This is a genomic window from Acinetobacter sp. A1-4-2 (assembly GCF_040233925.1).
Classification (GTDB): Bacteria; Pseudomonadota; Gammaproteobacteria; order Pseudomonadales; family Moraxellaceae; genus Acinetobacter.
This window is the reverse complement of the sequence record NZ_CP157981.1, coordinates 2,705,570-2,731,596: the sequence shown is the minus strand read 5'-3', so window position 1 is coordinate 2,731,596 and position 26,027 is coordinate 2,705,570. Positions and strand designations below refer to the sequence as shown.

General features: G+C 42.9%; 25 protein-coding genes. 12 read left to right on the top strand and 13 right to left on the bottom strand.

Going from position 1 to position 26,027, the window contains the following annotated elements; all coding sequences use genetic code 11:
- The first annotated feature begins 220 nt into the window (after positions 1 to 220).
- A complete protein-coding gene (gene pnp / locus ABJ384_RS13215; RefSeq protein WP_349929751.1) occupies positions 221 to 2,308 on the top strand; it encodes a polyribonucleotide nucleotidyltransferase in 2,088 nt (695 codons plus the stop codon).
- A gap of 259 nt (positions 2,309 to 2,567) precedes the next feature.
- Positions 2,568 to 3,803: a magnesium transporter CorA family protein gene (locus ABJ384_RS13210; RefSeq protein WP_349927858.1), complete on the top strand. Its 1,236-nt coding sequence runs from the start codon at positions 2,568 to 2,570 to the stop codon at positions 3,801 to 3,803.
- A 110-nt stretch (positions 3,804 to 3,913) separates the two neighbouring features.
- Here ABJ384_RS13210 and ABJ384_RS13205 read toward each other — a convergent pair whose 3' ends face one another.
- The 8 genes from ABJ384_RS13205 to ABJ384_RS13170 all read right to left on the bottom strand — a co-directional run bounded on the left by ABJ384_RS13205 (position 3,914) and on the right by ABJ384_RS13170 (position 12,346).
- Entirely contained in the window at positions 3,914 to 4,171 is a 258-nt protein-coding gene (locus ABJ384_RS13205; protein ID WP_349927856.1) for a DUF465 domain-containing protein, read from the bottom strand.
- Positions 4,172 to 4,267: 96 nt separating this feature from the next.
- Positions 4,268 to 4,606, bottom strand: a complete 339-nt coding sequence (locus ABJ384_RS13200) for a chaperone modulator CbpM (protein ID WP_166169495.1) — start codon at positions 4,604 to 4,606, stop codon at positions 4,268 to 4,270.
- 10 nt (positions 4,607 to 4,616) lie between these two features.
- A complete protein-coding gene (locus ABJ384_RS13195; RefSeq protein ID WP_300046429.1) occupies positions 4,617 to 5,582 on the bottom strand; it encodes a DnaJ C-terminal domain-containing protein in 966 nt (321 codons plus the stop codon).
- 143 nt (positions 5,583 to 5,725) lie between these two features.
- Positions 5,726 to 6,187 (bottom strand): DUF2147 domain-containing protein, encoded by a 462-nt coding sequence (locus ABJ384_RS13190; protein ID WP_180080149.1) that lies wholly within the window; start codon positions 6,185 to 6,187, stop codon positions 5,726 to 5,728.
- A gap of 429 nt (positions 6,188 to 6,616) precedes the next feature.
- Positions 6,617 to 7,072, bottom strand: a complete 456-nt coding sequence (locus ABJ384_RS13185; protein ID WP_300045826.1) for a DUF2147 domain-containing protein — start codon at positions 7,070 to 7,072, stop codon at positions 6,617 to 6,619.
- Positions 7,073 to 7,296: 224 nt separating this feature from the next.
- On the bottom strand, positions 7,297 to 8,172 hold the full coding sequence (locus ABJ384_RS13180; protein ID WP_349927854.1) for an Hsp33 family molecular chaperone HslO: 876 nt from the start codon (positions 8,170 to 8,172) through the stop codon (positions 7,297 to 7,299).
- Positions 8,173 to 8,222: 50 nt separating this feature from the next.
- Positions 8,223 to 10,064, bottom strand: a complete 1,842-nt coding sequence (locus ABJ384_RS13175; protein ID WP_349927852.1) for a monovalent cation:proton antiporter-2 (CPA2) family protein — start codon at positions 10,062 to 10,064, stop codon at positions 8,223 to 8,225.
- A gap of 59 nt (positions 10,065 to 10,123) precedes the next feature.
- A complete protein-coding gene (locus ABJ384_RS13170) occupies positions 10,124 to 12,346 on the bottom strand; it encodes a primosomal protein N' (protein WP_349927850.1) in 2,223 nt (740 codons plus the stop codon).
- 152 nt (positions 12,347 to 12,498) lie between these two features.
- Between ABJ384_RS13170 and gspF the strand changes: the two genes are divergently transcribed.
- The 3 genes from gspF to ABJ384_RS13155 all read left to right on the top strand — a co-directional run bounded on the left by gspF (position 12,499) and on the right by ABJ384_RS13155 (position 14,780).
- Positions 12,499 to 13,704 carry a type II secretion system inner membrane protein GspF gene (gene gspF, locus ABJ384_RS13165; RefSeq protein ID WP_166169485.1) on the top strand — a complete coding sequence of 402 codons (1,206 nt, stop codon included), beginning with the start codon at positions 12,499 to 12,501 and terminating at the stop codon, positions 13,702 to 13,704.
- Between the two features lie 45 nt (positions 13,705 to 13,749).
- Positions 13,750 to 14,187, top strand: coding sequence for a type II secretion system major pseudopilin GspG (gene gspG, locus ABJ384_RS13160; protein WP_086195245.1), 438 nt, complete (start codon positions 13,750 to 13,752; stop codon positions 14,185 to 14,187).
- 272 nt (positions 14,188 to 14,459) lie between these two features.
- Positions 14,460 to 14,780, top strand: a complete 321-nt coding sequence (locus ABJ384_RS13155) for a hypothetical protein (RefSeq protein ID WP_349927847.1) — start codon at positions 14,460 to 14,462, stop codon at positions 14,778 to 14,780.
- A 141-nt stretch (positions 14,781 to 14,921) separates the two neighbouring features.
- On the opposite strand, the gene lnt is transcribed toward ABJ384_RS13155, so the two are convergent.
- Both lnt and ABJ384_RS13145 read right to left on the bottom strand, forming a co-directional pair.
- Positions 14,922 to 16,481, bottom strand: coding sequence for an apolipoprotein N-acyltransferase (gene lnt, locus ABJ384_RS13150; protein WP_349927845.1), 1,560 nt, complete (start codon positions 16,479 to 16,481; stop codon positions 14,922 to 14,924).
- Entirely contained in the window at positions 16,478 to 17,317 is an 840-nt protein-coding gene (locus ABJ384_RS13145; protein ID WP_349927843.1) for a CBS domain-containing protein, read from the bottom strand. The genes lnt and ABJ384_RS13145 overlap by 4 nt, the downstream gene beginning before the upstream one ends.
- Positions 17,318 to 17,517: 200 nt before the next feature.
- Between ABJ384_RS13145 and tusA the strand changes: the two genes are divergently transcribed.
- Positions 17,518 to 17,775, top strand: a complete 258-nt coding sequence (tusA, locus tag ABJ384_RS13140) for a sulfurtransferase TusA (protein WP_086195249.1) — start codon at positions 17,518 to 17,520, stop codon at positions 17,773 to 17,775.
- 140 nt (positions 17,776 to 17,915) lie between these two features.
- Here the strand turns inward: tusA and ABJ384_RS13135 are convergent, their stop codons facing one another.
- Positions 17,916 to 19,628: an electron transfer flavoprotein-ubiquinone oxidoreductase gene (locus tag ABJ384_RS13135; RefSeq protein WP_349927840.1), complete on the bottom strand. Its 1,713-nt coding sequence runs from the start codon at positions 19,626 to 19,628 to the stop codon at positions 17,916 to 17,918.
- Positions 19,629 to 19,812: 184 nt separating this feature from the next.
- Here ABJ384_RS13135 and ABJ384_RS13130 point away from each other — a divergent pair, with 184 nt between their 5' ends.
- The 5 genes from ABJ384_RS13130 to ABJ384_RS13110 all read left to right on the top strand — a co-directional run bounded on the left by ABJ384_RS13130 (position 19,813) and on the right by ABJ384_RS13110 (position 24,247).
- A complete protein-coding gene (locus ABJ384_RS13130; protein WP_349927839.1) occupies positions 19,813 to 20,424 on the top strand; it encodes a DUF1285 domain-containing protein in 612 nt (203 codons plus the stop codon).
- A gap of 48 nt (positions 20,425 to 20,472) precedes the next feature.
- Entirely contained in the window at positions 20,473 to 21,345 is an 873-nt protein-coding gene (gene murI, locus ABJ384_RS13125; protein WP_166169473.1) for a glutamate racemase, read from the top strand.
- 127 nt (positions 21,346 to 21,472) lie between these two features.
- On the top strand, positions 21,473 to 22,501 hold the full coding sequence (locus tag ABJ384_RS13120; protein WP_166169471.1) for a DUF4062 domain-containing protein: 1,029 nt from the start codon (positions 21,473 to 21,475) through the stop codon (positions 22,499 to 22,501).
- A 66-nt stretch (positions 22,502 to 22,567) separates the two neighbouring features.
- On the top strand, positions 22,568 to 23,581 hold the full coding sequence (hemH, locus tag ABJ384_RS13115) for a ferrochelatase (RefSeq protein ID WP_349927837.1): 1,014 nt from the start codon (positions 22,568 to 22,570) through the stop codon (positions 23,579 to 23,581).
- 21 nt (positions 23,582 to 23,602) lie between these two features.
- Positions 23,603 to 24,247, top strand: coding sequence for an MBL fold metallo-hydrolase (locus ABJ384_RS13110; protein WP_349927835.1), 645 nt, complete (start codon positions 23,603 to 23,605; stop codon positions 24,245 to 24,247).
- A 43-nt stretch (positions 24,248 to 24,290) separates the two neighbouring features.
- Here the strand turns inward: ABJ384_RS13110 and ABJ384_RS13105 are convergent, their stop codons facing one another.
- Together ABJ384_RS13105 and ABJ384_RS13100 are read right to left on the bottom strand one after the other, a co-directional pair.
- The gene (locus ABJ384_RS13105; RefSeq protein WP_180174193.1) at positions 24,291 to 24,476 is read right to left on the bottom strand and encodes a hypothetical protein; all 186 of its coding nucleotides are present in this window, start codon (positions 24,474 to 24,476) and stop codon (positions 24,291 to 24,293) included.
- Positions 24,477 to 25,075: 599 nt separating this feature from the next.
- Positions 25,076 to 25,261, bottom strand: coding sequence for a DNA gyrase inhibitor YacG (locus ABJ384_RS13100; protein WP_349927832.1), 186 nt, complete (start codon positions 25,259 to 25,261; stop codon positions 25,076 to 25,078).
- Positions 25,262 to 25,345: 84 nt separating this feature from the next.
- Between ABJ384_RS13100 and ABJ384_RS13095 the strand changes: the two genes are divergently transcribed.
- A complete protein-coding gene (locus ABJ384_RS13095; protein WP_349929750.1) occupies positions 25,346 to 26,020 on the top strand; it encodes an SAM-dependent methyltransferase in 675 nt (224 codons plus the stop codon).
- Positions 26,021 to 26,027 lie beyond the last annotated feature (7 nt).

Genomic DNA, 26,027 nt, shown 5'->3' with positions numbered 1-26,027 from the left:
GCTGAAAATTAAGAATATACCTGGCTTTGGTTAGGTAATGGGGAAGGGGCGATTGTTTCGCTCCTTCTTTGTGTTTAAAAATAGTGTATTCATACATTTTATAGTCTAGTGAGGTCGGCTTCTAAGCTTTGTCATTTATGCAGTTGATGTGAATGCCAAACCTTAGGGGTCTCCACTAGAATAACTGTTCAAAAGAACTAGGAAAGAAAAATACATGTCAATGTTTAATATTGTTCGTAAAGAATTTCAATTTGGTCAACATCAAGTTGTACTAGAAACAGGTCGTGTTGCGCGTCAAGCCAACACCGTTCTAATCACTATGGGCGGTGTAACCGTACTGGTTGCCGTGGTTGCTCAACCGACTGCTAAAGCAGGTCAGGACTTCTTCCCACTGACTGTTAACTATCAAGAAAAACAATATGCTGCTGGTCGTATCCCGGGTGGTTACGGTAAACGTGAAGGCCGTGCGTCTGAAGCTGAAACTTTAATTTCACGCTTAATCGACCGTCCAATCCGCCCATTGTTCCCAGAAGGTTATTACAACGAAATTCAGGTCACTGCGACTGTGGTATCTTCTGATAAAACCATGGAAGCTGATATTGCAGCAATGCTCGGTACTTCAGCAGCGCTTGCCATTGCAGGTACGCCTTTCCGTGGTCCAATCGGTGGTGCGCGTGTTGGTTTAATCAACGGTGAATACGTTCTTAACCCGAACAATGAACAGTTAAAAGAATCTGACCTTGACCTTGTGGTTGCAGGTACGGAATCTGCAGTATTGATGGTTGAATCTGAAGCGAAAGAGCTTTCTGAAGACCAAATGTTAGGCGCTGTGCTTTTCGGTCATGACGAAATGCAAATTGCAATCCAAGCCATTAAAGAATTCGCTGCAGCTGCGGGTGCAACAGAGTCTACTTGGACTGCTCCTGAGAAAAATGAAGACCTTCGTGTAAAATTAAAAGAAGCATTTGAAGCGAAAATTTCTGAAGCCTATACCATTGCGGTGAAACAAGACCGTTATGCGGCATTGGATGCACTTCAAGCTGAAGCGGTTGCTCAGTTCGTTCCAGAAAATGACGAAACTGGTATTGTAGATGACTTGAATGAACTCTTTGAAGACCTTAAATACCGTACCGTACGTGACAACATTTTGTCAGGTAAACCACGTATTGACGGTCGCGACACCAAAACAGTTCGTGCACTTGACGTACAAGTTGGCGTTCTAGACCGTGCTCACGGTTCTGCATTATTCACACGTGGTGAAACTCAGGCCTTGGTAACAACGACTTTGGGTAATACACGTGATGCGTTAATGGTAGATACATTAGCGGGTACTAAAACTGATAACTTCATGCTTCACTACAACTTCCCTGCATACTCGGTAGGTGAAACTGGTCGTGAATCTGGTCCTAAACGTCGTGAAATCGGTCACGGTCGTCTGGCGCGTCGTGGTGTTCAAGCCGTACTTCCGGCAGCTGACCGCTTCCCGTACGTGATCCGTATTGTATCTGACATCACAGAATCAAACGGTTCATCTTCAATGGCTTCTGTATGTGGTGCTTCATTATCACTTATGGATGCAGGTGTTCCACTTAAAGCACCAGTTGCCGGTATTGCAATGGGTCTAGTGAAAGAAGGCGAGCGTTTCGCAGTACTTTCTGACATCTTGGGTGACGAAGACCACCTTGGGGACATGGACTTTAAAGTTGCAGGTTCTGCAAACGGTATTACTGCACTTCAAATGGATATCAAGATTGAAGGTATCACTGAAGAGATCATGGAAGTTGCGTTAAATCAAGCATATGCAGGTCGTATGCACATCCTGAATGCGATGAACCAGGTGATTTCACGTGCCCGTCCTGAAATTTCTATGTACGCGCCGACATTCCAGGTGATCAGCATCAACCCTGACAAGATCCGTGACGTGATTGGTAAAGGTGGTGCGACCATCCGCGCAATTACTGAAGAAACCAAAGCAGCAATCGACATTGAAGACAACGGTACAGTTCGCGTATTTGGTGAAACTAAAGCTGCTGCGATGGCTGCAGTTGCGAAAATCCAGGCGCTTACTGCTGAAATCGAACCAGGTACAATCTACACAGGTAAAGTGATTCGTATCGTTGAATTCGGTGCATTCGTGAACATTCTTCCGGGTACTGACGGTTTGCTTCACATCTCTCAAATTTCGAACGAACGTATTGCCAACGTTTCAGACGTATTGTCTGAAGGTCAGGAAATCAAGGTTCAAGTGGCCGATGTGGACAACCGTGGCCGTATCAAACTGACCATGAAAGACATCGAACAAGCTTAATGGTTTGAATTTCACATGACTAAGCTCATGTGAATGAAAACGATTAAAAAAGCCTTGAGCTTCGCCAAAGCAATCACTTTGGCTGGCTCGGGGCTTTTTTATGGGCCGTGAAAAAATTCGATTTAAAATATGTAAATCCAGTTGTATGTTATTGCTTAACACTTTCGCACAGCTGATAATTTCATCGCAGATAGCATGATTGAATTATTGAAATTTCCATTAATTAAACAATAAGAAAGTACCCTAGAGAATTGTTGATATGCAGGTTTATTATTTCTACCAACATCCCACTGAACAGCATATTTTTGTACAGAAAACCCAAAATGTTACAGCCGAACCGGTCTTTCTGTGGATTGATTGCACCCGGGAAGATGTCGTGAATCGTGCGGATGAGTGGCAAAAAGAAATCTATCAATATACTCAGCTGATATTAAATGAATTTCATGTGAAAGATATTTTAAATCTGGAGCATCCTTGCAGTTTCGATACTCTGGAAGATTATGACCTGCTGATTTTCCGTAAACTGATTACTCCGGATGATGATATAAAAACCGGAGCACAAGCGCTGGAACAGCATGAAAAGATGTTTGGTTTAGCTACCACACCGGTGAGTTTTATCATTACACCTCAGGCGCTGATTACGGTGCGTGAACAAGGCAATAGAGCAGTTGAAAATTATATTTCCCGGATTGAAATGAATTTCACCCGTTCTGTGCAAGATCAAAACAAATCGCGTAAGGCTTCTACCACACCTTTAGATTTAGCTTTACGCTTGCTAAATAGTATGATCGATGGTTATTTAGATTTGCGTGTACCTCTGACCCGACGTGTCGAGTTCTGGCAGCAAGAATTACTGCAAGGCCATCGCAGATTTGCCAAATGGAATCAGTTATTACAGGAAAGCATGTCTTTTCAGCAAGTGGAGAATCTTTGTGAAGAACAAATTGATGTCTTACAAGAACTGAGGGACGAAATTGTCGATAATTACCCTCATTTAAAAGGCAAGAAGAAGTCTGAACGGCAGGATATTATGCTGGTACGGATGGACGATCTGGTCAGCCATGTGGGTCGAATTCAAAAACATACGGTTCGTCTTCGTGCTTCCATTCAGGCAGCCATCGATTTACATTTTTCTGCAATCGCCAATCAGACCAATGAAAACATGCGGATTCTGGCCATTATTACCGCGATATTTGCCCCTTTAACCTTATTGACCGGGGTTTACGGAATGAATTTTGAGTTTATTCCAGGCTTAAAGTCTCCGACCGGGTTCTGGAGCATGCTGATCGTGATGCTGATCACGACGATACTGCTGGTTTATTATTTTTATCGTCGCCATCTGGTGGGTCGTGGGGAAAAGAGCGTCATTGATTTACTGGCCCAACAGCATCAGGATCAACGCGTGAACCTGTTCTGGTTTTTAAACTATGAGCCGATTAAGCACTCGGTCAAAGAAACTATGAAAGAAGTTGAAAAACTGACCAAGTTTAAATAAAGGTCAGTTTTCAGCAAATTTTGATCCATATTCACTGTGTTCGATGCACAATCAGCACAGTTCAATTAAATTTAAAAAATGCTCTCGGTCATTTTCTGTATGCTGCCAGATCAACTGACCTGAGCATTTTGGGTTAGTATTCTATAAATTTCATCTTTCATTTTCAGCTTCTTGCGCTTCAATAAATCAATATCCTCATTAACTAAATTAACAGGATTAAGCTCAAGTTGAGAGATTTCTTTATCCAGCTCCTGATGACTCTCAAATATTTTTGCGAAATGAGGATCATCATGACGCAATTTGTGGATGAGTTCCTGATACTCAGGAAACATGCGCTTCACTTTTTTATTACATTCTTTGGTTTTCATAAGCCTAGATTATTCTCCAGCATTGAATTTCAGAACAAAATAGTCAGTCATCACCTACCTATCTATAAAAGATAGCAGGGAGACTGAAAAGTACCTTTAAGCATTTTTGACATTCAAGTGTCTGACCTGTTTACGTAATTGCTGTACCTCATCAATTAAATCCAGCATCATTGCCACCGCAGAAAAACTGGCATCAAAGTCGCGCTGCAAACGGTAGGCCCGACGTGCACGCGAAACATCGTGACCAAAAAATTGATGAATTCTTTCTTCTGGGCGCGTGTCTAAAATATCGTATTCAAGTAGCTGTAAAACCCACTCCGGACTTTGTCCGCATGCATCCGCGAAATGCTTTAAATCAAAACTGTAATGTTCATCAATGACATCTGCAGGATTAAATTCATCAGATATAATTTCACGATAATGAATGGTCGTCATGATGTTCTCCTTAATCATTGCGAGGCTTAAACTTGGTAAAGGCTTCGGAAAAAGCCTGGTAAGCCTGCTGTTCATGTTCAGTTTGCGCAGTTGGGTAAACAATATTTAAAACCAGATAGAGATGACCTGGTACTTTGCTTGGAACCCCTTGGTCCTTGAGTCGTAGCTGTTGACCGGTTTTGGCATTTTTAGGCACGTTCACCTGAATTTTTTTACCTTCAGGCGTAGAGATTTCAATGCTTTGACCTAAGGCGGCTTCCCAAGGGGCAATATTCACATTGTAATAAATATCGGCACCTTCAACCCGCATCCGCGCAGTATCCTTATAGTGAATTTCAATGTACAAATCACCATTTTTACCGCCATTGATGCCACTTTGTCCTTGTCCAGAGAGACGGATATTTTGTCCTTCTTTCATGCCTTTAGGAATTTTGACCTGCAAAGTTTTGCGTTGAACCTCCGGCTCGCCATAGGCATTTAAGGTCGGAATCTGCAAGGTAATCTGCTGAGTGGCTCCCTGATAAGCAATGGCCGGATCAACCTCTATGCTGGCATGTTGATCTTCACCCTGATAACTGCGTTGTTGTTGGCGCTGTTGCTTTTGATATTGGTAATTTGCTCCGCCAAAACCAGAACCAAAACGTCCAAAAAGGTCTTCAAAACCACTAAAATCGGACTGCTGCTGGTTAAAACCCTGACGGTAAAATTGGTTATGGTCAAAACCACCGGTTCCTGTCTGTGCTCCAGATTGATAAAAAGCTTCAGGATGATCCAGCTGGAAATCGTATTCAGCTTTTTTCTCTTCATTGCTTAGCGTGTCATAAGCGACATTAATACTTTGCATTTTTGTTTCAGCATCGGTTTCTTTGCTGACATCGGGATGATATTTTCGAGCCAATTTCCGGTAGGCTTTTTTGATTTGATCTTGGGTGGCATTTCGGTTAATGCCAAGAACTTCATAATGATTTTGAGGCATATAATGGGAATCTGGGTTTGATCATGTTTTAATCATTATTATGCTTTTCATAGTTCTGAAACAGTATCGATCTGTGCCTTATTGTTTCAAATTATGACAAAAAAAGGCTCCGTAACCGGAACCTTGAAAAATGCTGAATGCGATTAATATTTAATCCAGGTCACACTACGCCCAATCACGGAAATTCCGACATAACCGCGCAGATTCAAATGCTTGCCACTGGCACTAAGACGTGCCTTGCCTTTATAGATTTTGCCGCCAACCGGATCAAGTACACGGCCATTGTTAAATTCACGAGGATTGTCCGGATTTTGGGTAAAGCCCCAAATAAAAGGTAAGCCAATAAAAGGCTTATTTTTTAAGTTGCCCGGGCAACTGGAACAGATGACCATTTTTTCTGTACCGGGTACACTCCGGGTTGCGACGATGATTCCTTCATAAGTGCCATCTGGCTTTTTACTGATTTCTACATCCGCACGAGAATAGCCGGTCCGGTCATCAATGGTTTTCCATTTGCCCACCAATGGATCATTTTCAGCAAAACTGAAAGATGAAACAGCAGCTAAAATTACCCCGGTCAAAATCCCTTTATATAAATTCTTCACTAATTTCCCCTGTTGAATGAACTATTTTTTAATTTTAGAGTAAAACGCCTAATTTATAGCGATAAGTATCTATAAAATCAAATGATTAAATTGATGAATAAGTCACATAAATAATTAATAGTGCTAAGGGAGTTATTTTTTAATTTCTTTTTGATTAAAAAATATTCGATTTGGATATTAAAAATTTAAATTTTTATTTAATTAATATTTTAGCTGAATGCCAAAATACAGTTTTTTATGAAGAAATTATTATTCTTATAATTTTTAGTAAGGGAGTTTATCTTTTAGTATATCCAAGTTATTAATAAAAAATGATTTATTTCATAGTTCATAAATGAGACTTGAACTGACTCTTAAGATTATAAATCTGGAGGATGCACAAGTTTTTAACAGGATGGAGATAAAAACTTGTGCTGAATGAAAAGCATGTTAATTCACTCTAATCCAGGACACGGTACGGCCCAGCAGGCTAGTACCAATAAAGCCACGTAAGGTCAGGACATTGCCTCGTGTATTGAGACGACCCTTACCTTGATAGATATGACCTGAAAGGGGATCAAGTACTTGACCATCAATAAATTCATCTGTCTTTTTAGGGTTTTGCTTAAAGCCTGACAAGATCGGTAAGCCAATCAGAGGGGCATTTTTGAGTGCTCCTTTGCATTTTTCACAATGATCAATAGCACTACGGTTTGGAATGGCATGGACTTGGATAATTGTTCCCCGATAAGCTCCATTTTCTTGCTTAGTGATGAGAACTTCAGCACGGGCATATCCTGTTTTATCATCAATCGTTTTCCATGTTCCCACCAAGTCAGGAGCTTTTGCATGAATAAAAGGACAGGTCAGCAGTAATAATAGACTAAGCATTATTTTTGTGTTCATGTGGTCAATATTTCCAATTATTAATTTATTTTTATGCATTAGAAATAAAGCATTATTTGAGATAGTTTTGCTTTATTTTGAAAGCGGATTTTACGCTAAAATATTTAAAATACAAGTGTAAAAAAACGCTATAAAAGAAAGTAAAAAATGATGTATTTTATTTTGGTCAGATAAAAAAGAGCAGTAATTATTATTGCTGCTCTGATTTTGTTTACTTGATCAAATTAACTTAAGTGTTTGCCAAATAAACCAAAGGCTTCTTCCGCAGTAAATGTGTAGCGGGTACTACAGAACTGGCAATCCATGGTAATGGGATTCTGGAACTCTAAAGTTTCACGTACTGCTTCCACACCAATTTGAATCAAGGCATTGGCGCAACGCTCTTTAGAACAGGTACAACCAAAGCTTAATTGTTCAGCTTCAGGTAAACGCACATCTTCTTCATTGTACAGACGGTAAAGAATTTCAGTCGGTTCCAGATCTGTGAGTTCCTCGGCTTTCAATGTCTCGGTCAGTATGTTCAGGCGTGGCCAGAGGTCTTCATCCACACGTTGCTGCTCTTCTTCACTATTGCGTGGCAAGAGCTGAATCAGCAGACCGCCAGAACGTTCAGCTGTGCTGGATAAAACGATTTTCGTTGGAATTTGTGCAGATAAATCATAATACTGCATCAGACAGCCGGCCAAAGTATCATGCTCTAAGGCAATAATACCCTGATAGCGTTCACCGAATTCAGGCTCAATATTAATAAACAGTATCGGATTGACCAAGGCATTAAATACCGTGCTGCTGTTTTCTGCCTGAAAAAAGCGTGGATCTTCTTCATAATCGGCTGATGCACGTAGCTGACCTAGATGGTTACATTCAGCCATAGCCCATTTAAAAGTGCCAGCTGCCTGAATTTGCAGGCTGATCCGGCCCTTAATTTTCAGGGTACTGGCTAACAATGCGGTAGCGCTGAGCATTTCCCCCAAAAGGATTTGAATGGCTTGCGGATAATCACGTTGCGCAAGAATCGTTTGCAGAACGCTTTCCAGATGAACCACTTCACCACGAATCGGGCAATTTTCAATATAAAAGCGTTGACGTAATTCAGACATAAATTTCTCCAATAGCCCGTGTTAATGGTGTCTATATTGTAAAACACAAGCTAGTTACTATCATCTCTTGTGACATCAATACGCTGATGTGCTAAGCCGCGTTGTAAATTGACGCCAGTAGGTTCTTGACGAATTTGCGCATCACTTTCAAATAAATGCTCAAGTTCTGCCAGTGCATTACGATGGGTCTCATAAATTTTCTGTTCATCAGTATAAACCCGTTGCTGTTGAAGCAATAATTTCTCATCGTAATCACGAAACAGTTCAATACTCTTATACGCATCTTCTTCGCTAATCTCTAATTCGCGTAAAGCGCGATAAGCCATGCCTAGCGATGATAAATAAGTTTCACGCCAGATCTGTTCGACACCTAAATCGCGCAGTAAATGCACATGATGACGGTCTCGGGCACGCACCAAAAGTTTCAGATTGGGATAGTTTAAACGAATATGACGTGCCACATTCATGGAGTCTTCAATATCATCAATCGCTAGGACAAAAACTTTGGCGTGTTCAATGCCTGCGGAACGTAAAATATCGGGTTGTGTCGCGTCCCCATAGTATACCGTGCCGCCATAGTTGCGTACGAAATCGACTTTTTCCAGATTACTGTCAATCGCAGTAAAAGACTGGTGCTGTAAATGGGCAATACGGGCAATAATCTGGCCGAAACGGCCAAAACCGGCAATGATCATCGGGTTATGGGTATCCGGAATTTCATCATAAACTGGCATTTTTTCTTTATCTATTAAAGGAATAATCCAGTGACTGATCAACCAGTAAAACATCGGGGTGAGCACCATGGAAAGGGTCACAATCAGGGTCAAAGGCTCAAGCATGGCTTGAGTAAGGACTTTTTCACTCGTTGCGACTTTCAGCACCACAAAGGCAAATTCACCACCTTGGGCCAGACAGGTGGCCAGCAGCAAACTGTTACGCCATGAATAGTTTAAATAACGGGCAATGGCCGCCAGGGTGATACTTTTGACCAGCATTAAAATGAGGGCACCGCCAATAATCAGCCAGGGCATATCTACCAGCAGGGATAACTGTGTGGTCATGCCCACCGTCATGAAGAATAAGCCCAGCAGCAGTCCCTTAAACGGTGCAATACTGGCTTCCAGTTCGTGACGGAATTCAGAGTCGGCCAGCAACACCCCAGTTAAGAAAGCGCCCAGGGTCGTACTGATGCCGAGTACATCCATCAGTACCACGACACCCAGTACAATAAACAAGCCGACTGCGGTAATCAGTTCATGCGCGCCACTTTTGGCCACAAAGCGGAAGAATGGCCGCATCATATAGCGGCTAAACAGGAACAAACCGCTAAAGGTGGCAATAATGGCGGCAAAGTAGGCCACTCCATGGTGGGTCGATTCAGTACCTGCCAGTAAGGGAATAATCGCCAGCAGCGGAATGGCTGCAATGTCCTGAAACAGTAAAATAGAAAAAGATTGTTGCCCGAAGGTGGTGTTGAGTTGCTGCTTTTCTGAAAGCAGCTGTAACACAAAGGCGGTAGAGGATAGCGCCAGTGCCATCCCAATTACAAAACTGGCGGCCAGGTTCTGCTGTAAGGCAAAAAAAGTCACGACTGCTAGAATAACCCCGGTAATGCCGACTTGTAAGCTGCCCATCAGAAAAATGGATTTACGCATTTCCCACAGCCGTTGTGGACGCAGCTCCAGACCAATAATGAACATCAGCAAGATGACGCCAAATTCGGCCAGTTCCTGAATCGCGTCCGGATCGCTGGCCATATTCAATACGCTGGGGCCAAGCAGAATACCTGTAAACAAATAGCCGAGTACCGTGGCAATGCCAAAACGCTTGGCGAGCGGCACCAAGAGCAGCGAAGCACCCAGAAAAATCGTAATTTGTAACAGTAGCGACATCAGTTTGTCCTGGAATTTATTTTAATTTCAAGGAATTTAAGCACAGCATAAATGTTGATTTAGCTTAATTCTTGAGGATCTATATCGAGTGTCAGTTTCATGTTTGAGGGCTTTTCATGCAACATATTTTGCCACCAGGCACGGATATAAAAATGTAATCGGGCCCGATCTTGTGACAGCAGCACCATATGCGCCTGATAACGCCCGGCCTTACGTTCCATCGGGGCAGGAATCGGTCCCCAGATATCAATCAGGTTTGCAGAAACCTGTCTTAAAGCCTGTGCATGCTGCTGTAAAAATTCCTGATTCTGTTCCTGATTTTTCGATTCACAGCGTATTAATGCTGCATAACGAAAAGGTGGCAAAGCGGCGGCCTGACGTTCTTTTAAGGTCTGTTTGGCGAAATGCCGGTAATCTTTGTCAATTAAGGTATTTAATAGTGGATGATCCGGTCTCAGAGTTTGTAAATAGACTTCACCTTTGCGTTCACCGCGTCCGGCACGCCCAGCGACCTGTACAATCAGTTGTGCCGTGCGTTCGGTGGCACGGAAATCGACACTGAGCAGGCCGGAATCAATATCTAAAATAGCCACTAAAGTGACATAGGGAAAATGATGTCCTTTGGCCAGCATCTGGGTGCCGAGCAAAATCACCGGTTCACTTTTCTGGATTTTGTCATAAATTTTTTGCCAGCTGCCGACCCGGCTGGTGGAATCGCGGTCGACCCGGATCACATCGAAATGGGGGAACAGTTGTTGCAGGTTTTCTTCCACTTTGGCGGTGCCCAGACCAATCGGTTTTAATTCACTATGCTTGCACTGCGGGCATTGTTCCGGTAGACGGTGAATGCTGCCACAGTGGTGACAATGCAAATGCTGATAAGGCTGGCGATGCACGGTAAAGTTGGCATCACAATGCGGACATTTGGCTTGCCAGGCACAGCTTTCACAAATCAGCACCGGGGCATAACCGCGACGGTTTAAAAACACCAATACCTGTTCTTTTTTATCCAGACGTTTTTGAATTTCATTAATCAGGCTTTGGCTCATGCCATTCTGTTTTTGTGCAATTTTTAGGTCAATCAGATGAATTTTTGGCATCACGGCTGCACCGGCACGTTGACTCAGTTCTAAACGGGTCATTTTCCCCATTTCAACCAGTGCATAGCTGTCAATACTCGGGGTGGCTGAGCCTAAAATAATCGGACAATTTTCCAGATGGGCACGGTACATTGCCACATCACGGGCATGGTAGCGAAAGCCTTCCTGCTGTTTGAAAGACAGGTCGTGTTCCTCATCCAGAATGATCAGACCCAGATTGGGTAGCGGTGTATAAATGGCTGAACGGGTCCCTAATATAATCGAAGCCTTGCCCGTTTGTGCAGCCTGCCAGGCTTGCAGGCGCTTTGAATCGTTCAGTCCTGAATGCAGCAGTACAATGTTGCCATGAAAACGTGACTGGAACCGGCTGATGGTCTGCGGGGTCAGGCCAATTTCAGGCACTAAAACCAAGACCTGTTTACCCTGTTTCAGCACCTCTTGCATGATTTGCAAATACACTTCGGTTTTACCGCTCCCGGTCAAGCCATCCAGTAAAAAAGCCTGATATTTTTTCTGGGCTTTTAACACCTGTTGAATGGCTTTTTTCTGATCTTCATTTGCGGTTAAGGGCATTTGTGCCAGTGTGACCGGTTGAGGACTAAAGTCCTGATGTTCCAGAATACATTGCACAATCGCCTTCTTTTCCAGCGCTTTGAGTGTCGCCGTTTCAATTCCAGCTAAATTTAAAATATTTTCTGTGGTGCCTTGAGGATGTAATTTCAGCACTTTATACGCCTGTTGCTGTTTTTCAGAGCGCGTCAGCTTGTCTTCGGCATGCAAATCCAGCACTTTCCACAGCCGGGCCAATAAATTATAGGGTTTGCCCTGACGTAAAAATGTCGGCAGGGCACTCTGAAATACTTCACCAATCGGAAATTGATAATATTGCGCGGACCAGGTGAGCAAGCTTAAAATTTTTTGATCTAAAAGCGCTTGTTCATCCAGTAGTTCAGTGATGGCTTTGAGCTTAAAACGTGGATCAATCGGGGTATCGGCCGTTAATTTTTCAACAATAATGCCCACCAGATTTTGCCGTCCAAACGACACGGCCACACGTGCCCCAACTTCAGCTTGCTGATATTGTTCAGCCGTTAAGGTGTAGTCAAAACAGTCATAGAGATGTACAGGTACGGCAACACGAATGCGATAAATGTCGGCTGGAATCGGTGGTGTATTTGGCATAAATAAAGGTCAAATGGTCCTGATCAAATTTCGTCGTGCTAAGGATAGAGTTATGTTAGAGTGAGCAAATCATTTATAGCTAAGAATATGAATGATTTTGGTGGTCAGACGCAACCGCGCTGAAGCAAATTTTAGAAAATTAGAGCATCACAATGCCTGCATATCAATTTACTGCCATTGATGCTTCAGGGAAGCAGCAAAAAGGCGTGTTAGAGGGTGATTCCGCACGTCAAATCCGTCAACAGCTCAGAGACAAAGCGCTTATTCCTGTGACGGTTGATCCTGTTGAGCAAAAAGACAAGCATAACTCAAAACGCTGGTTTCAGAAAAAAATCACTGCCTATGATTTGGCCCTGTTTACCCGTCAACTTTCAGTTCTGGTGGCAGCTGGAATTCCTTTGGAAGAAGCGCTGCGGGCGGTAGGCAAGCAAAATGAAAAGGCTCATGTGCAAAACCTGTTGATGTCAGTGCATTCCAAAGTGATGGAAGGTTATTCACTGGCCAATGCCTTGCAGCAGGCCGGACGCTTACCGGATTTATATATTGCCACCATTGCAGCGGGTGAACGCTCGGGACATCTGGATTTAATTCTGGATCAATTAGCCGATTACACCGAAAACCGCTTTGCCATGCAAAAGAAAGTGCAGGGCGCGATGATTTATCCGATTATTTTAATGCTGATGTCTTTTGCCATTGTGATGGGGTTGATGACCTATGTGGTTCCGGATATTGTCAAAACTTTTGACCAGAGCAAGGAGGCATTACCGTGGATTACGGTTGTGCTGATGAAAGCCAGTGATTTCATTCGTGTGGCCTGGCCGTTTTTACTGATCGCCAGTGTACTGGGTTTCATCACTTTGGCACGTTTTTTAAGAACGTCTGCCGGGCATTATGCCTTTGATCGTTTAACGCTCAAATTGCCATTATTTGGTAAATTATCGCGTGGTATAAATGCAGCACGTTTTGCCAGCACCTTATCGATTTTGACCCAGTCTGGTGTACCTTTGGTCGATGCACTTAAAATTGGCGCCGCGGTAAGTAATAACTGGGTGATCCGTGACTCTGTTAACCAGGCAGCCGAGCGTGTCACTGAAGGTGGTAACCTGGCGACACAACTGGAACGCAGTGGTTATTTTCCAGCGATGATGGTACAAATGATCAAAAGTGGTGAAGCATCTGGCGAGCTGGATCGTATGCTGCAGCGCGCCTCGACCATGCAGGATCGGGAAGTGACTACACTGATTTCCACTTTACTGGCATTACTTGAGCCTTTAATGCTGGTCTTGATGGCAAGTATCGTGCTGGTAATCGTGATTGCTGTGATGATGCCAATTGTGAATATGAACAATATGATTTAACTGATTTTACATTTTATAAAGATAATGATTGTGCGAGAGAGTGAGATGCAAGGGAAACGATATCAAGTGAAGCAGTCTGGCTTTACCCTCATTGAAGTGATGGTGGTGATTGTAATTTTAGGTGTATTGGCTGCACTGATTGTTCCTAATGTGATGGGGCGTGGTGAAAAGGCCAAGGTTGATACCACTTCCATTACCTTAAAAGGCGTTGCTGGTGCTTTAGATCAATATAAACTGGATAATGGTAAATATCCGTCTATGCAAGATGGAGGCTTGGATGCACTGGTGAATCAGCCTGCTTCGGCTAAAAACTGGATGCCGGGCGGATATGTTAAAGGTGGCTATCCCAAAGACAGCTGGGACAATGATATTCAATATGTGATTCCAGGCGCTGAAGGCCGCCCATTTGATTTATATTCTTTTGGTGCTGATGGCAAAGAGGGTGGTGAAGATACGGATGCCGATATTTATTATCAGCCTTAATTAGAAATCACTATTTATTTTAATTTATCGAATATATCACTTCATCTGAATATTCAATAGAAGCTGAAGTGATAATAAATCTTAATTATAAAATATATTAAAATATTGAATTTAAATAAAATATATAATCATAAATATTTAAGATTTATAATAAGAATTATCCCCATTTTTATTTATTACAATAATTGTAAAATATGAATAAATATCGTCTTTTTATTTAATTAAAATAGAGCATAATATTCTTGAAGGCATTTTTAGCCAAGGAGAATGGAATGAAAGCATTCATAATATCGGATGAAATTAACCAGTTTCATTGGGCAATGCTCAAGTCTATTCTTTTAATTTTGAGTTTGCTTCCCATCAGTCAGGGCATTCTAAGCTTATGGAATGTAACCGAAGGAAGTAGCCAGATTATGGTCGGTTTTTTTTTCGTCAGTTTATTCAGTGCCCTGTTTGTATTGTGCTTTTGGTCTGCATTGAAAGCAACCTTACTCAACTTAAAACAACAACAGTCTTCGGCTTTAGAACATTATCGTTATGTCCCAATGCTGTTTTTAATAGCCATGATGTCTTATTTGGTGACTCAGCTATAAATTAAAGGTAATAAAAAACCGAGGTATTGACCTCGGTTTTTAGTGTCTTTTTATTTCTTCTCCCTCTGGGATGAGGGTGATTAATCATAAACAATTTACCTCTCCCTAACCCTCTCCTAGAAGGAGAGGGAACGCTTAAAGCTAACGCCGCGATTTAAATGAAACATCTACCTTACGTGGACGGAAGCGCCAACCCAGTAATAATAGCAATAATGACACAATCAATACTGGCCAATCACTTAAGCGCATATACAAAGTTTCGCCCTGCATGGCAGGCAGTTCACCACGAAGGATCGCAGTTTGATCGGTCGGTGCCTGTTTGACAATATGCCCGTGATGATCGATAAATGCCGTTACGCCGGTATTGGTAGCACGAATAAACCAGCGTCCATTTTCCTTGGCCCGCATCTGTACCATCTGCAAATGCTGCCAAGGGCCAGCCGTACCGGTAAACCAGGCATCATTAGAAACAGTGACCAAATAATCGCTTTGACTGGCATTGCGACGGGTCAGATTGGGATAAGCGACTTCATAGCAAATGGCCGCACCCAGCGCATGATTTTTCACATTTAACGGTTTCTGATCGCGTGCTCCGCGGGAAAAACCGCTCATGGACGGATCATTTTGTAATGCAGGAAGTACCCAGCTCAGCCAGCCAGATAAAGGTACATATTCGCCAAATGGAACCAGACGCTGTTTTTTATACAGACCATGCGACTCATCACCACTTGCCATAATGCTGTTGTAGTACATGGGGTGTTGTTCAACTTGTGATTCTTTTAAATCCCAGTAGGGGATACCCGTCACCCAGGCTGTCCCGGTTTTATTGGCCTGAACTTTCATGGCATCTAAAAACGGTTCAATATCAGTCTGGAACATTGGAATGGATGATTCCGGCCAGACGATCAGATCCCGTCCCCATTCGGTACGGCTTAAACTGGCATAGATCATCAAGGTTTTGACCTGGTATTCAGTCAGCCATTTCAGGTCTTGCGGAATATTGCCCTGAATCAGGGAAACCGAAAGTGGTTTCTCATCTTTTTTTTCAACAAATTGAAGATAAGAAGCACCCCAAGCACCCAGCAGTAAGATGGCAGAGGGGATGATCCAGAATACACGCTTATTCAGAATTTCAACGAGTGCACAGGCCAGTATAATCACCACAAACGAAACACCGAAAATCCCGAATAAAGGCGCATAGTTATCGAGGAAACGTTCGGTAAAGGCATAACCGACAAATAACCAGGGGAAACCGGTAAATACCCAGGTTTTAGCCCACTCGAATAATATCCACAGCGGTGCAAAAGTCAGTGGGGTTTCCGGGAAAAAGCGGCGATAGATCCAGGTTTGCAGCGCGGTAAATAGTCCCATGACCAAGGCCATAAAGGCAATCATCAATACGCTTAGGAAAGCACTGGTATCGCCATAGACATGGATGGAGGTATATAGCCAGAAGGCACCGACAAACCACAAGCCAAAGCCATAAGCCCAGCCAATGAAAAAAGCCTGTGGAGCAGAACGTTTACGCAGTGAAGCATAGAGTAAAGCTGGAGACAATATGGCCAGCCACCAGTAATAATAAGGTGCCAGTGCAAAACTGAATAAGGCACCTGAAAAAAGCGAAATGAAAAACGGATAAATAAAAGGGAGCTGCTTGTGTTGTTGAGATGAATTTAACAGCTTATCAAAGTAAGTTCTCATTTACGGACAGCTCGAATCAGATGAATAGTACGTGCATCTGCTTCTAAAATGGTAAATTCCCAATTCTCAAGTTCAATCACTTGACCTTGTAAATCGCTGACTAGACCCATTTCTTGAAGCAATAAACCGCCGACAGTTTCTACTTCATCATCGGAAAAATCAGCATCTAAAACATTGTTAAAGTGTTCAATTGGTGTAAGTGCCTGAACCAGCCAGGTATTCGCCGTGTGTGGATCGTTATTGGGAATAATGTACTGGGCTTCTTCATCTACCTTGTCGTGTTCATCTTCAATTTCACCGACAATTTCTTCCAGAATGTCTTCTAAAGTGACCAGACCTGAAGTGGTGCCATATTCATCAATCACTACTGCAATATGGGTCTGGGTGTTTTTCAACATCCGCATAACCTGATCGGAACGCGCACTTTCCGGTACAAACAGCGGTTGGCGCATGAGTGCACGGATATCTACTTTAGAGGTGGGTTCGGTCAAAAAAGGCAGCAGGTCTTTGGCCAATAAAATGCCGACCACATTATCCGGTTGATCAGATGAAAAAACAGGAAAACGTGAATGTGCAGATTCCACCAGAACATGCAGAATATCGAGCAGCTGATCATCTTCTTGCAAGCTGATCATGGCGGTTCGTGGGGTCATGACCTCGCGAATTTTGGTTGCCGGAAGGTCAAGTACGCCTTCAAGCATGGCAACAGTATCGGGTTCTAAAAAACGACGTGAATCTTGTACTAATTTTAACAGTTCGTCGCGAGTTTCGGGTGCTGTACCCAGCCATTTGCGTAAGCCGCGCATGCCCCACGACGGGCCTGATTCCTCGTGCATGATCTTTCCTAAAGACGCTTAATATCTAAAAAATGTAATTTTAATCATACCGTAGAAAATACAGTTGTCTATCGCTAATCTTCATCTAAATCACAGGCAATTGAGTCAGAAAACCAGGCTATCTCCTTCATTTTCCTGTATATCACCGGACCTGTATGTTTATGCTAAAATAACCGCAGCTTTTAAACCTGAGTTTTCTGATGTCTGAACCCTCTGTTACGCCAAGCATTCAATTAAATACCCGTGGACTACGTTGCCCGGAACCGGTGATGATGCTGCATCAGGCCATTCGTAAATCCAAGTCTGGCGATGTGGTGGAAGTATTCGCAACGGATAATTCAACTTCTTGGGATATTCCAAAATTCTGTATGCATTTGGGACATGAGCTGTTATTACAAGAAGAACGTTTAGATGAAAATGGCAATAAAGAGTTTCATTATCTGGTACAGAAGGGTTAATGATTTTTTATTTAAAATACGTGATTAGAGATGTGTGATAGAAAGATTGATTCATCACTTACGACTTAAATTTTAAGTTGTTTTAATCTCTCAAAAATAAACCCGCTTTTTAGCGGGTTTATTTTTATCTCATATGAGGATTACATATTCGGGTAATTAGGACCACCGCCACCTTCTGGTGTTACCCAAGTGATGTTCTGTGAAGGATCCTTGATGTCACAGGTCTTGCAGTGTACACAGTTGGCTGCATTGATCTGGAAGCGTTTAGAACCGTCATCATTTTCCATGATTTCGTATACACCTGCAGGGCAGTAGCGCTGCGCCGGTTCATCCCATTTTGGCAGGTTCACATTCACTGGAATTGAAGCATCGGTCAGTTTCAGGTGAGCAGGCTGGTTTTCTTCATGCACGGTGTTGGATACAAATACCGAAGACAAACGGTCAAAGGTCAGCTTGCCATCCGGTTTTGGATAGTTCGGTTTAAAGTTCACCGCATCCACGGTTTTCAAGGCACTGAAGTCTGTCACCAGGTCGTGCAGGGTAAACGGTACTTTAAATACGTTCTGGTCGACAAAGTTAAACGCACCACCGATCCACTGGCCGAACTTGTGCATTGCTGGGCCAAAGTTACGCGAGTTATACAGCTCTTCTTTCAGCCAGCTGTTGTTGAACTTGTCGGTATAAGCAGTCAGTTCTTTGGCAAATAAGTCTTCACCTTCAGTCACACGCGCAACCGCCAGATCACCACCTTTTGCTACACCGGCAGCAATTGCTTCAAATACTGCTTCACCGCAGAGCATGCCGGATTTCATCGCGGTATGTGAGCCCTTGATTTTGGCAAAGTTCAGGAAGCCGGCATCGTCACCAATCAGCGATCCGCCCGGGAAGGTAAATTTCGGCAGCGAGTTAAAGCCGCCTTTGGTCACGGCACGTGCACCATAAGAAATACGTTTGCCGCCTTCCAGATACTGTTTGATTAAAGGATGGGTTTTCCAGCGCTGCATTTCCATAAATGGATACATATGCGGGTTGGTATAGGACAGATCGACAATCATGCCCAAAGTCACCTGATTGTTTTCCGCATGATACAACCACCAGCCGCCTGAAGAACCGGTTTCAGACAATGGCCAGCCAGCACCGTGCATCACCAGACCAGGCTTGTGTTTTGCTGGGTCAATTTCCCACAGCTCTTTGATCCCGATACCGTAATGCTGCGGATCTGAATCTTTATCGAGGTTGTATTTGGCAATTAAACGCTTGCCGAGGTGGCCACGGCAGCCTTCAGCAAACAGGGTGTATTTGGCATGCAGTTCATAACCCGGAGTAAAATTATGGGTTGGTTCGCCATCTTTACCAATGCCCATGTCACCGGTTTGAATGCCTTTCACAGAACCATCTGCATGGTACAGAATTTCAGCAGCGGCAAAGCCTGGGAAGATCGATACTTCCAGCTCTTCCGCTTTTTGACCCAACCAGCGCACCACGTTGCCGAGCGAGATAACATAGTTGCCATCGTTATGCATGGTTTTAGGCACCATCCAGTGTGGCGCTTCTTGTGATTTTTCATCCGAGAGCAGGAAATAGGTCTTGTCTTCGGTCACTGGAACATTTAAAGGTGCACCTTCTTCCTTCCAGTTCGGGAACAGCTCATTCATGGCACGTGGTTCCAGTACCGCACCGGACAAGATGTGCGCACCGACTTCAGAGCCTTTTTCCACCACACAAACCGACAGATCGTTCAGGTTGTTTTCAATTGCAAGTTGACGGATCTTGATCGCTGCAGAAAGACCGGCCGGTCCTGCACCTACGATGACGACGTCAAACTCCATCGATTCACGTTCGATGTGTTCCATGTAGGATTCCTCATATCATTAGAAGGTGGCGACCGTCATTATTCCGGTGCTGCCATGAGTGTTCTGTATGCCCAGACACAATTTTAGTATCGTGCCTTTTATATTGTGGGCTAGTATAGTTTTAAACCTTGATCTAGCCAATTGGCTGAATCATATTATTTTTCCGTCAGCAGGGTCTTTAGTCATGATTAATCAAAATAATTCACCAAATCCGACGAAAAAAGTAGCTATTGGCGATGATAAAAATTTAAAAGGCATTGCACAATACTTAAAAGATGCACAGGCCGGTCACAAAAGGTCAATCCCGCCTCTGGATCAATTTAACCCAAAGCATTGTGGGGCAATGGATTTAAAGGTAAAAGCCAATGGAGAATGGTGGCACGAAGGTCAATTGATCAAACGACAAGCCCTGATTGACCTGTTCTCAACCCTGCTCTGGAAAGAACAGGGCAAATTCTACTTAAAAACCCCAGTTGAGCAGGTTGAGATTGAGGTGGAAGATGAGCCTTTATTTGTCAATCAGGTCGACCAGATCGAGATTGATGGAAAGACCTATATTCAATTCACCACGACCACCCAGGATATAGTGATTGTCGATCAGGAGCATGCAGTTTTTATGCGTGAATATGAAAGTGAATTACGTCCTTATGTACACGTGCGTTTCGGGATTAACGCCTTAATTCAACGCTCTGCTTTTTTTCATTTAATTGAAATGGGAGAGCTGCTTGAAAATGAGAAAAATGAAACCATTTTAAGCTTACAAAGTGGCGATTTTTACTTGCAATTAGGCACCTGAGGTTTAAGCTTTGATCTTCCGATTTCTTGAACTGCTGAAAGTGAAACCATGACAGCCATTCATCCTGTTTATCCTTTAATCGATCCAATGCCCAAGGCACAAGCTGATGCACCCATCGGGATTTTTGATTCTGGAATAGGTGGCTTGTCTGTAGCACAAGAAATTGCCAGACATTTACCCAAAGAACGTATTGTTTATTATGCCGATACTGCACATGTGCCGTATGGGCCACGAAAAGATCAGGAAATTCGTGAGCTTACGGCGCATGCGATTGAATGGCTGTATCGGAAAGGATGTAAAGTCGCGGTGGTAGCCTGCAATACTGCTTCTGCATTCAGTCTGGATTATTTACGTGATCATTATGGAGAAAATTTTCCAATTATCGGTCTGGTACCAGCACTGAAACCGGCCGTTTTGCAAACTAAATCCAAAACCGTGGCGGTGCTTGCCACGCCTGCAACCTTTCGTGGTCAGCTGATTAAAGACGTCATCCAGCGTTTCGCAATTCCTGCTAATGTGAAGGTTATTCCTGTCACCTGTCTGGATTTGGTGCCCTTTGTGGAAAGTGGTGCACAGATGAGCCAGGCATGTTTAACCACCTTAAAAGAAATTTTGCAACCGGTGGTCGATCAGGGGGCCGACTATTTAGTTTTGGGGTGTACACATTATCCCTTCCTAAAACCTGCAATTCAGTCTATATTTGGTCAGAAACTGACATTAATTGACTCTGGGCTGGCAGTTGCGCGACAAACCGCCCGTATTTTGATTAAAAATCAATTGTTATTTGAGCAAGATCGAAATAATGGCTTACGTATTGAGTGCTATGTGAGTGGCAATAATGCAGAACATTTAAAAACCGTGTTGCAGTTCCTCATTCCAGAAGATTTAACCTGGAATTTGAGCAATATGGGTGTTGAATAAGTAAAGAAATACAGCTAGTGTTCTGAAATATATTAGAAAAATATTTATATTGGGGTGTTGAATTATATTGTGATTGCTCAGAGATGAGTCTGTCAGGATGTAATAAGCAATTGGAAGAGGATAACCAATGCTCGATAAGCGTTATCAGGTTTTTATTACCACTTCTGGCAGTGAAATGCAGCCGGAACGAATTGTTTTAGCTCAAACTTTAGTAGGCATGGGGTTCTTTTCCTGGGGCTTAGAACAACGGACACCTTTAAGCACCGCGTTTGCACGGCGTCAGATTGATGATTGTGACTATGTGATCCTGCTGCTAGGCAGTCAATATGGTGAACAGTCTGTGTCAGGTGTAGGTTATATGCATCTGGAATATATTTATGCAGTCACAAAACAGAAACCGATTATTGTGTTTATGCATGAAGATCCTGCCTCACGTGATGAGTCCTTGCATGACCAAAAACCTGAATTGCGCGAAAAGTTTTTAGAATTCCGCAAATTATTACAGCAAGAAGTGGATCAGATTTTTACTTACCGTAGCCTGCGTGATCTGGAAATGGCTGTGCGTTTGAACATGCCACAAATGCTGGAGCGTTATCCGGTATCGGGATGGGTTAGACCGCAAAACACCCAGGCTTTACATGATGAAATTGATCAACTGAAAGCTAAAATTGAGCAGCTTGAAACCGAAGTCGGAAAACGGGAAGTCGACCCGTTCCTGTCTTTGCCTAAAGTGTCCATGCAAGAAGTATTTTCTTTTGAATATCGTATGCATGCCTATCAAGATGGTAATTTTAAGGAACTGAAAATTCAGAAGAAGCTCACTTGGGCTCAGCTCCTGTCTATTTTGGGCAGCATGTTTGTCAATCCAACACCCGAAGAATATTTTTCCAAATGTATCAATGATTACTTGAATGATACGGGTCTGGCCGATGCCCGGGTGGAAATGCCACGTGCCCATGCCGTTGCCCGTGCACAAATTAATATTCGTGCCTTACATAGTATTAAACTGCAAATGCGTCAAAATGACTGGATTGTCCCGTCAGGCCGTGATGACCGTCAACGGATGCTCTGGCAGCTGACCCTCAAGGGACAAAAGCTACTTGAAAGTAATTTGCTTGATAATGATCGTGTTTTTCAATTTAAATCTGCATTTTAATCCATATAAAGAAAGTGCAGAAAGCTGTTAAAGTAAAGCAGTTCATTTATATTGGAAAAAGGTCTGATGTCTTCTGCAGCTAAAACAAAAGTCACGATTATTTTGGCCAATTTGGGTACGCCGGATCAACCCACGGTCCCTGCAGTTCGTCGTTTTTTGAAGCAGTTTCTGTCCGACCAGCGTGTCATTGAAATCCCCAAGCCAATTTGGCAAATCATTTTACGGCTGTTTATTTTACCTTTTCGTCCCAAGCGTGTGGCCCATGCCTATGAAATGGTGTGGCAGAACGATTCTCCCATGCGTGAAATTTTGTTGGACCAAGTCATTGAGGTAAAAAAAACATTAACCGAACAATATCCTGAATTTGAACTCAATGTCATTCCAGCCATGACCTATGGCAATCCAGGCATTGATTCTGCCTTGAATCGCTTTTCACAGGATATTCCAGATCACATTATTTTATTGCCTTTATTTCCGCAGTATTCGGCCACCTCAACAGCACCTTTATATGATGCCCTCGCAAAATGGATTTTGACGCAGCGCAATTTGCCAGGTCTGTCCATTATTCGTGATTATTATCAGCATCCCGCATTTATTCAGGCACTGGCACAAAGTGTCCGGGACTATCAGGCCGTACACGGCCAGCCAGAAAAACTGTTGATGTCATTCCACGGCATCCCTCAGCCTTATGCGGATAAAGGCGATCCTTATGCCGATCGTTGCCGTATCACGGCACAATTATTGGCAGATGCATTGGGCTTATCCGAGGAGCAATGGGCCATCAGTTTCCAGTCGCGTTTTGGAAAACAGGAGTGGGTAAAACCCTATACTGATGCCTTGCTGGAAGAATGGGGTAAGCAAGGGGTGAAATCGGTTCAGGTGATGAGTCCGGCTTTCTCCGCAGATTGTCTGGAAACTCTGGAAGAATTAGCGCTGCAAAATGCTGAAATGTTCCAGTCGGCAGGTGGTGGAGAATATGCTTATATTCCGGCATTAAATTGTCGTCCAGATCATATCGCCTTGCTCAGCACCCTGCTTCAGGCTAATCTTGATGGATTAAAGCATACATTCGCTCATTAATTTCCCTGAGGTTTTATTATCATGCTGCAAGTCAAAATTGTGCCGGTCACCGCATTTCAGCAAAACTGTTCAATTGTTTGGGATGCAGAAAGTAAAGAAGCCATTTTGATTGATGCCGGTGGTGAAGCGGAAAAATTAAAAGCCGAGGTGGAAGCTTTGGGGCTAAAGGTAAAGGCCTTATGGTTGACGCATGGGCATCTGGATCATGCCGGTGCAGTGGGGGCTTTAAGCAAGGCTTGGAATGTACCGGTGATTGGTCCGCACAAGGAAGATGCCTTTTGGCTCGACATGATTCAGGAAGTATCGCAACGTTATGGTTTTCCTGTTCCTGAAAAGGTAGATGTGACTCAATGGCTTGAAGGTGGAGAAGTGTTAACGCTGGGAGAGGAAGAGTTTGAAGTTCGTTTTGCTCCAGGTCATACGCCGGGTCATGTGATGTTCTATAATAAAAACTATGGCCTGCTATGGACAGGAGACGTATTGTTTAAAGGGTCCATTGGACGTACCGATTTCCCGCGTGGCAACCACCAGCAGCTGCTTGATTCGATTCAACGTGAATGTTTTAGTTTGCCGGATGAAACCCAATTTATTTCCGGTCATGGTCCATTAAGTACCATTGGTTTTGAAAAACAGCATAATCCGTTTGTAGCAGGTAAAGCAGGTTAATTTTGCCTGTTTTTTCCTGTAAAAGATTGATGAATTCATTTCATTAATCTCGATGAAAGGGTCCACTGCGCAGCTGTTTTAATTCCAGGGCAATAATAATGGCTGCAAGCATGAATAAAATGCCAATCGCAATAATAATGCCATCATAGGTATAAATTCCAAAAATCAGCCCCACAACACTGAAGCTGACAAACAGAAAAAATAGAATTTTTAAGCACCAAAGACCCATGGGGCTCTCCTTTTTTATAGCTTTTAAAATTTATTGTTGTTCGTTTTTATCGTGATGAGGCTGTTATAGCCCAACTGTACTGTTTTTAAGTTTAGTTTTAAGTGTTCAATTAAGAAAAATTTTATTGCTATTCTTGTAGAAGGATTATAGTTTAAAAAGTGAGTACTGGTTATTCTTTTTATCGGTAAACGAAAGAAATTTAACAGTTGTAAAAAACTGTTTTTAAGTCGTTTTTGTGGGTAAATTTGAATTACGTAATCAAGAAAATAAGAAACAAATTTATAGGCACATGAACATTTCTCTATAAAAGGCTGACTTGTATCACGTGATTTATAGTTTATTATTTTGAGGGATGAATTGTGAAGCGACTATTGATAAAAATAGCCCTGTTGATATTTACTATTCTCATGTTGGCATGTTTGGGTTTGGGGATTTATAGTCAGGATTTGCTGATCACGGCGATTGGTATCCTTCTGATTTTTTGTATTATTCTTTTGGTTTTAGAATATAAAAACATGCTTTCCAATCCATTTGACTAAGGTGGATCAATCCATTTTATCCACCTTTAGACGAGTTTTCCTGCGGATCACGCAAGACGATTAAAATTCATCTTGTTCGCCACTATTATCTGCTTGGGGTGCATCCTGAGTCGGCAGTTTATATTCATCACTGGCCCAGGCTCCCAGATCAATCATTTTGCAACATTCTGAACAAAAAGGACGAAATTCATTGCCTTCCCAAGTGGATGGTTTGCCACAGCGTGGACACGGAAAAGTACGCGGCATATTATTCTCCGAAGAAAAATAAGGATTCAATTAGGCAAATACAGTTGCTCTTGCTAGACTTGAGCGGATTTTTGTTAGTTTGATCTGATTATGCCAATTCGTCAATTTCAAGCACAGCGTATGCATGCGCCTCGCGATTTTCAAATGATTCGCCCAGATCCCGTTTGTGTGGAAATTGGTGCCGGTAAAGGTAAACATGCCTTGCTGTTTTCAGCTCAAAATCCTGAAAAAAAATTGATTGCCATTGAGCGCACACGTGAAAAATACCTGGCCATGCAGAAACAGCATGCCTTGGAAGGACAAAAGAATTTACAGGCGGTTCATGCCGATGCCATGCCGTGGATTGTGCATGCATTATTGCCTGCTCAAGTGCAGCAGTTTTTTATTCTCTATCCGAATCCGGAACCGCATAATCCGGCGCAACGCTGGTTAAACATGCCATTTTTTGAGTTTCTGCTGTCACGCTTACAGCCAGGTGGAACAGTCATATTGGCTAGCAACATTCCTGAATATATTGCAGAAGCACAGCAGCAGTTGATTGAAGTCTGGAAATTGCCTTTTGTCAAAGAAGTGATTCCAGCCACATCGGCACGTACCCATTTTGAAATTAAGTATTTGGAACGCGGGGAATTGTGCCAGCAACTGATCATCAGCAAACCTGAAGGTTACAGCACACGTTTTGATGAGTTTATGCCTTTGCAAGGGCAAAATCCGGTTCAAGCGGTAGCAGCAGAAGCTGATATTAAAAACGCTGAATGAGTTGGTT